General features: G+C 35.3%; 5 protein-coding genes and 1 tRNA gene. 2 read left to right on the top strand and 4 right to left on the bottom strand.

What is annotated here, in order from left to right; genetic code table 11:
- Positions 1-1,057: 1,057 nt before the first annotated feature.
- From V2H77_RS01410 to cspE, 3 genes are all read right to left on the bottom strand, one after another.
- Positions 1,058-1,240, bottom strand: a complete 183-nt coding sequence (locus V2H77_RS01410; protein ID WP_341497372.1) for a hypothetical protein — start codon at positions 1,238-1,240, stop codon at positions 1,058-1,060.
- A 1,028-nt stretch (positions 1,241-2,268) separates the two neighbouring features.
- Positions 2,269-2,967: an MgtC family protein gene (locus V2H77_RS01405; protein WP_341497371.1), complete on the bottom strand. Its 699-nt coding sequence runs from the start codon at positions 2,965-2,967 to the stop codon at positions 2,269-2,271.
- A 453-nt stretch (positions 2,968-3,420) separates the two neighbouring features.
- Positions 3,421-3,633, bottom strand: a complete 213-nt coding sequence (cspE, locus tag V2H77_RS01400; RefSeq protein WP_010847246.1) for a transcription antiterminator/RNA stability regulator CspE — start codon at positions 3,631-3,633, stop codon at positions 3,421-3,423.
- Positions 3,634-4,116: 483 nt separating this feature from the next.
- Here cspE and V2H77_RS01395 point away from each other — a divergent pair, with 483 nt between their 5' ends.
- Both V2H77_RS01395 and V2H77_RS01390 read left to right on the top strand, forming a co-directional pair.
- Complete coding sequence (locus V2H77_RS01395) at positions 4,117-4,626, top strand: YlaC family protein (RefSeq protein WP_341497369.1); 510 nt, start codon at positions 4,117-4,119, stop codon at positions 4,624-4,626.
- Positions 4,627-4,772: 146 nt separating this feature from the next.
- Positions 4,773-4,848 (top strand) — tRNA-Asn (locus V2H77_RS01390).
- A gap of 143 nt (positions 4,849-4,991) precedes the next feature.
- Here the strand turns inward: V2H77_RS01390 and V2H77_RS01385 are convergent.
- Positions 4,992-6,068, bottom strand: a complete 1,077-nt coding sequence (locus tag V2H77_RS01385; protein WP_341497368.1) for a hypothetical protein — start codon at positions 6,066-6,068, stop codon at positions 4,992-4,994.
- Between the last annotated feature and the right edge of the window lie 533 nt (positions 6,069-6,601).

Below are 6,601 nucleotides of genomic sequence, written 5' to 3'. Positions count from 1 at the left end.
ATAATTAACTGTACAGAAGAAAAATAATTCATTGAGATTTATTGCAAAAATAATCAGCAATAATAAAAATCAATATCATTTCCAACCAGAATAATGAAATTATAATTATTGGTAACAGAAAAACCCTGATATTCCATGAAAAAATGGAAAAAATAGAACGTTGATAAGAAATTTATTTACCCATATAAATAGTAGTGATAATTTTCCGAGTAATTATAATTATTCATCAAATATGACAGTTAATGCAACAATCGATTACAACCTAACCTAATCACAGAAAATACTCTCAGAGCAAAGACGCTAAACCCAATAGTTCATCAAACAAGAAAGGAATATAGATATCGAGAATCATTATCAATTATGTAATCAATAACACTGGAAATATCTCTGTTTTTTGGACAAAACACATCCCTTACACGCATAATATATGAACAAAAAATATCTGAGGAAGTAACAATTCAATACACTAATCTGGCTGAAATAAAACTCAACCAGCAGAATTTTTCACTAAAAAAATAATTAATATTAATAGATATATCCACACAGCTAAAAATGATACAAGCTAGTTCTATCAGCGCCATAGAATATCCAATATTTTTAATCCCTCATTTATAATCTTTTTCTCAGGATATAAAAGAGCTAAGAAATATCATACATCAGATCTTGTACTAGTAAACGAATATCTTGTACCAGAAAGAATGGAATAAAGTCTCTGGTAATCAACACTGAAAAAACATTACCAAAGTTCAAACTTATCGTTATATTCAAGCACTTGATAATACTCCCACTCACTCTCTTCTCTTAACTACCCTTCATTTAACCCCCTTAAGTTCTTACCAAGGCTGGTAATATCTATCGCTTTTTTGCACTATCTGTACCTTTGCCAACAAAAACTCCTGCATCAGCAGATCTCAATACCATAGCATCATTAATGTTATCATCAAGAAACCAACCGTATACCCGTTCTTTTGCAACACAGGATTTTTACGATGCACAGTTTGCTAAATACCAATTTGATTTCATTTCTCAAGATTTCAGTCGCTATCAGCTCTGTTTGTTAGAATGTTAAAATAACTTTGAATTCTAACCCTACACCATAACAAATCCTGACAGTAATAGCAGAGTTACCCTTGGTAAGAACTCTTGCTGCCACTCCACTCTCTCTTAATACAAAAATAACAGAAACCACACCCCTCTCTACTGGCTCAAGGAAAGTTAGCAACTCCTGTAATATCATCACTCTTTCATCACCATAAAGATGAGCTGCATTTTTACTTTATCATCGGATAAATATCGAACTGTTAAATTAATACCCTAAAATCTTGTCTGATGGTAACCATTGGCTGCCTCCATTATTTTTTCACGACATTCTCCACCAAGCAGAATTATTATCTATTTTACTCTTATATAAGAACAAACTTAGATCATTTCTTCTACTTAGCCTTTGAAAATAATTGATATTTTTACTGAAAATTCTAGGCAAAAACGAGCAACGGACAGCAAACCAAATTAAATGTCAACTCATCAATTTTTCTGTACCCACGTATGATACCTATATCAGGTTTACCACGACTAAGAATACCGCATCGAACGACTTTTACCCGGTGAAACCATTAATCAACAATACCATCCAAAACTATTACGGGTATAAAGCAAATTTGTAATCAACCTGACTTACGACCAAACGTAATCTGAAATCCACAGTTAACGACAGATTTAATTGTAACAATGGTAGCTGTTTGACTAGTATCACTTCCCATATCTGTCTCAAATAGCACACGAACATAATCTCGTCTAGCACAAGATATCCGATCAATTATTCTCCCTACCAAGATCGGAAAAACCACAACGCAGTACTGACTAACACTACCGTTCTAATCACAAGCTTCACAGCTTTGTTTATAATTTGTTCTTGCCGAAATGACCTACGTATAAATAAAAGCATCACGGGCGAAATATTCACCTTAATGATTCGGAAACCTTAAATTATTCGGAAAATAGTGCTATACCCAATGGATTTCAAGATGCATCGCGACGGCAAGGGAGCGAATCCCCGGGAGCATAGAGAACTATGTGACCGGGGTGAGCGAGTGCAGCCAACAAAGAGGCAACTTGAAAGATAACGGGTATAAATGGTTTCTTGATTACACGTTGCCCAACCGGGAAAACACACCATAGGCAACGCTTTGTTTGTCTCTTATGACGAAACACCATTCGTCAATGGTGGTTCTTTATCAAACTAGTGATGTTGTTTTATACAAAAGATTTTCAGATCGAGGGTTCAGAAGCAATTTTCCAGTTTACTGAGCTAACGCTCTTTTCCAGACTTATACGACAAACAATTGCTTCTATCTCTTTTTGCTCAGCCAGTGTTGCTAACACTTCAGCACGCACTTCAAATTTTCCAGGTTGAACCCTGTCGGCGAAACTTAGAGATTGTAACCTCACAGCTACTCCATTGAGAGCCTGTAATACCAAGGTTCTCACCAGAATTTCGTCATCACTGTCACACACTACGTGAATTTTATAACACTGCGCCTGTTCAGTGACCTGCTGCCTGGGCTGTAAATTAATACGTTGGGCCGCTTCACGTAACAATATATTTGCGCAGAGAATAATGGCGGTTGCTATCGCGGCTAGCCAATATTGCCCAAGGCCACACAACACGCCAATTCCAGCAGAGCACCATAGAGTTGCTGCGGTATTTAATCCACGAATATTCATACCTTCCCGCATAATGACGCCAGCACCAAGGAAACCAATGCCTGAAACAACTTGTGCAGCAATACGACCGGCACTATCGGGTGAAGTTGTTATTGAACTGAGGATAAAAACTGCCGCGCCGGTCGCAACTAATGCATTAGTTCTTAAACCAGCCATACGTTGGCGCCATTGCCGCTCAGCACCAATTAATGCGCCAAAACACATAGCCGATAATAAATGAAAGACAAAAGGAGTTATTAACATGACATTCTCCATACAACCAAATGGATAAATAATCATGTGCATTTATTTTGCACACAGAAATGTATGCTGAATGTTTAATTCAGCCCTATTTTCTGTCCATACCAGGAGGTAGCAAAGCGTAAATATATAACAGCATAATAAAAACCCAATATACTATCCTGACCACTTGACTAAGCACCGGATAACACCATTTTTTTGAGTAAGTACAGCTCAGATATTTTGAGTGGTACTGCCCGCTTTATTTGGCAAGCAGCAAATCGGAAGGAAATGAACAGCTTGCCGTTTTATTGTCTATTTAACTGAAAACTTTGACTGTCCAATGGCTATCTCTCCAATAAAATTTGGACGAAGTATAATCAGGAGTAATTAATAAGTAAAGAAGGATATGACTTTAACCAAGAAAAAGCCCACCACTATAGAAAATAGCGACAGGCTTAAAAATCATCCAAGCAATCAGATAGCTGTTACGTTTGCTGCTGCTGGACCTTTCGCACCATTTTCAATGGTGAATTCTACGTTCTGGCCTTCTGCCAAAGTTTTGAAACCGTTACCCTGAATGGCAGAGAAGTGAACGAATACGTCTTTGCTACCGTCAGCTGGGGTAATGAAACCGAAGCCTTTAGACTCGTTGAACCACTTCACTTGACCTTTCATTTTGTCAGACATTGTGACTTTCCTATATATCAAAAAAATTTTGCCACCATTGGGCATGTATTGGCCAGTTATATCAGCTATTACTTATGGAGGCACTAAGAAGGAAACGCGTCAACAAAGGCTATCTGAGGATAACACTTACACATAACTCATTAACTCAAGATGTCGTACATAAAGTAGGTCTGTTTATCAGGCCGGCTGCATTAACTCATGATAGAAAAGGAATAGCAACCTTTTTATGCACTGGTGTTTTAAAAAAAATATTTATGCTCATTATTAAAGCAATAATTTAACAAACAATGTCATTGGTTATAAATTTTTTTGATTTATTCAACCTTTATCTTAATGAAAGCACTAGAGTTAATCTTAGTCAATAACAGTTGGCAGATTAAAATAAGACAACTGATCTACGTAAGATTACCTCCGCCATGCTAACCTTGAAGGCAAATAGTGATGAAAATATTTCACTTTTCCTTTGTTTAATCAGGTCAATATATGAATATCATTAAACAGATACTGATTCAGGATCTTGAACGAATCAACATTGCAGAACAACGTGATGGTAAACCTCGTTTTAACAGCCAGTTTATCAATCACCATCCTTATCTCTGCCTGGCTATGTTTGTATCCTACCTGTTTCTCGCCGCACTTATTTGGTATACCCCATATTTTAATTTATTTTCACTGCTCGCTTTTACAGTACTCTTCATTATTATGTCAGCGGTTTTATTATTCGAAATCAAACCTGTGTATCGGTTTGATGATATCGGCGTACTTGATCTACGAGTGTGTTACAACGGCGAATGGTTCGTCAGCGAAAAAATCTCAGATTGCGCAATCAAAGAGCTTTGTTCCCACCCCCATGTTCCATTGGCAATAAAAGATGAAATCAAACACATTATACACATGAAAGGTGAAATTCATTTTTATGATGTTTATATCATGGCATTTCCATTTCCTGAACAATCACATATAGCAACATCGTCGCCGATCATGGATAGCTGATAATGAACAAAGGTACTCAATTTCAGTAAAGTAGTACAATTGTAATACAATGCGTTCACACAGCGAGCAAATAACAAAATAATAAACTTTTTGCGTTGACAGATTTTAAATTCATCGCTAGTATTCGCTCCGTTCTCAGGAACGATTCCTCCATAGTTCAGTCGGTAGAACGGCGGACTGTTAATCCGTATGTCACTGGTTCAAGTCCAGTTGGAGGAGCCAAATTTCAGTCTGGAGATACTCAAGAGAATCTCTGGTATGCATAAGATAGCTGGTATAAAAAACGGTTAATATGCAAGAAAAGCCCAATGTGAATTGGGCTTTTTTCTATATAAGCAATAACACATTCACGAGCACCAAGCCAATCAGTCCAGAACTACCTTGTAAGTCTTCTCTTTAGATTTATGCAATATATTCACTTCACCAACAAATGATATTTCGTAATGAATTTTTACTTGACCATTACCTATATAATTGAAGAAATCAATTCCACCCGGCTGACCATCAGCATTTTCTTCAGGTTTAATCACAGCTAACCGGAAAATATTATCTTCACTACCTTGCAAAGAATCTATCTTTAATACTAATTCTCCTGTATCCCGATTGTCAGCAGAATACCCTCTTATATGTACTGTACCTTTTTTCAACTCCTTACCTTTAAGTTTAGCATCGCTGACCAGAATATTAATGTCATAATCAATAATATTCTCACCAATTGGTCGACCCTTGTTTTCATCATATTCTTCAATATAAGGTATTTCTAAATCGCGACGAACTTGAATTGTTGAAGAATCCTCATCAAGTTCTACAAACACACGTTGAATAGCAGAAAATCTAGCAGTACCACTTTCGCTAATAGTGTAATAAAGGCTATCGTGTTTACCTTCAGTAAGGAGAGCATTTTTTACCGGCAAACTACGAATATCACCGCTATTTTGCACACCAGGAACAACTTCAACATTATTATTATCAAAAACAAACTTCAGATCATGTTTATCTAAGATATTGGAATCAGTAAAAAGTACTTTAACTCCTGCTTTTATATCGTCACTGCTAATAACATTATCATAATGTGCCGGATATACAGGTGCTGCCAATCCTATTGATTTCAGTTTAAATCGATTAAGCACGGCTTTCGCTACCACACCACCACTAGCATCCGTTACTTCAACATCAAAACCAATTGTAGCGTTAACCTTCTGATCTGTCTTAATTTTTACTAATATTTCAGACGCTCTACTAACGGGATCAAATATGCTATCTTTATTTACGATTTCATATTCGCCTTCATTCAAGCCATTCACTACGATTTTACTTTTGTAATTTTCTAGTGATACAGAACCATCATCATCCTGTAGAACTACAAACAATCGTAATGGAACGTTAAACCAGTCTTTATGTGAAACCCAGTTAGTGACATCAGTATTAATTAAAAACTTCATGACTTCTCCTCATCTATTTTATAGAAATCACCAGAAAATTAGCCACTCTTTTAGGAGGGATATTATTTTCTTATTTTATATTTAAAATTATTTTTGCCTCCTCACCAACTATTTAATTTAAGATTTTTTCTGAAATGGTTTTTATTCATTTCATTGCATTTTATATATACATACAAATATATTATTAAATTGAGAATATCTTAGTGCACTAGCAGTAAATGAGATTTTATTATCAATGACAAACTCTTTAATATTCGCTTTGACATGGATTAATATCATGTTTGCCAAATCAGAGCTCAGATAACAAATTACTTTTTCAGTTAATAATTATAGCCGAGTAAATCCGCTAATAAATATCAAAATACAATAAGTGATCTGTTAAAACAGATCAAATAGGAAAATTACCATGAAATATAAAAATATCATAAATAACACCAAAATAAAATTATATGATATATATTTAATTATATTTTTAATGCTCATGATTAATTATTTTCCAAATAAAAAATATAGATTATATTTTCAACATCTAA

The sequence above is a fragment of the Photorhabdus sp. P32 genome (assembly GCF_038085095.1).
Classification (GTDB): Bacteria; Pseudomonadota; Gammaproteobacteria; order Enterobacterales; family Enterobacteriaceae; genus Photorhabdus; species Photorhabdus luminescens.
Note: the sequence above shows the minus strand (reverse complement) of the source record. Positions and strands in the feature narration are given on the sequence as shown.

What these genes read in the sequence shown, in the direction of transcription:
- V2H77_RS01405 (WP_341497371.1), bottom strand. Translation starts at nt 2,967, where the DNA reads ATGTTAATAACTCCTTTTGTCTTTCATTTATTATCGGCTATGTGTTTT.
- cspE (WP_010847246.1), bottom strand. Translation starts at nt 3,633, where the DNA reads ATGTCTGACAAAATGAAAGGTCAAGTGAAGTGGTTCAACGAGTCTAAA.
- V2H77_RS01395 (WP_341497369.1), top strand. Translation starts at nt 4,117, where the DNA reads ATGAATATCATTAAACAGATACTGATTCAGGATCTTGAACGAATCAAC.
- V2H77_RS01385 (WP_341497368.1), bottom strand. Translation starts at nt 6,068, where the DNA reads ATGAAGTTTTTAATTAATACTGATGTCACTAACTGGGTTTCACATAAA.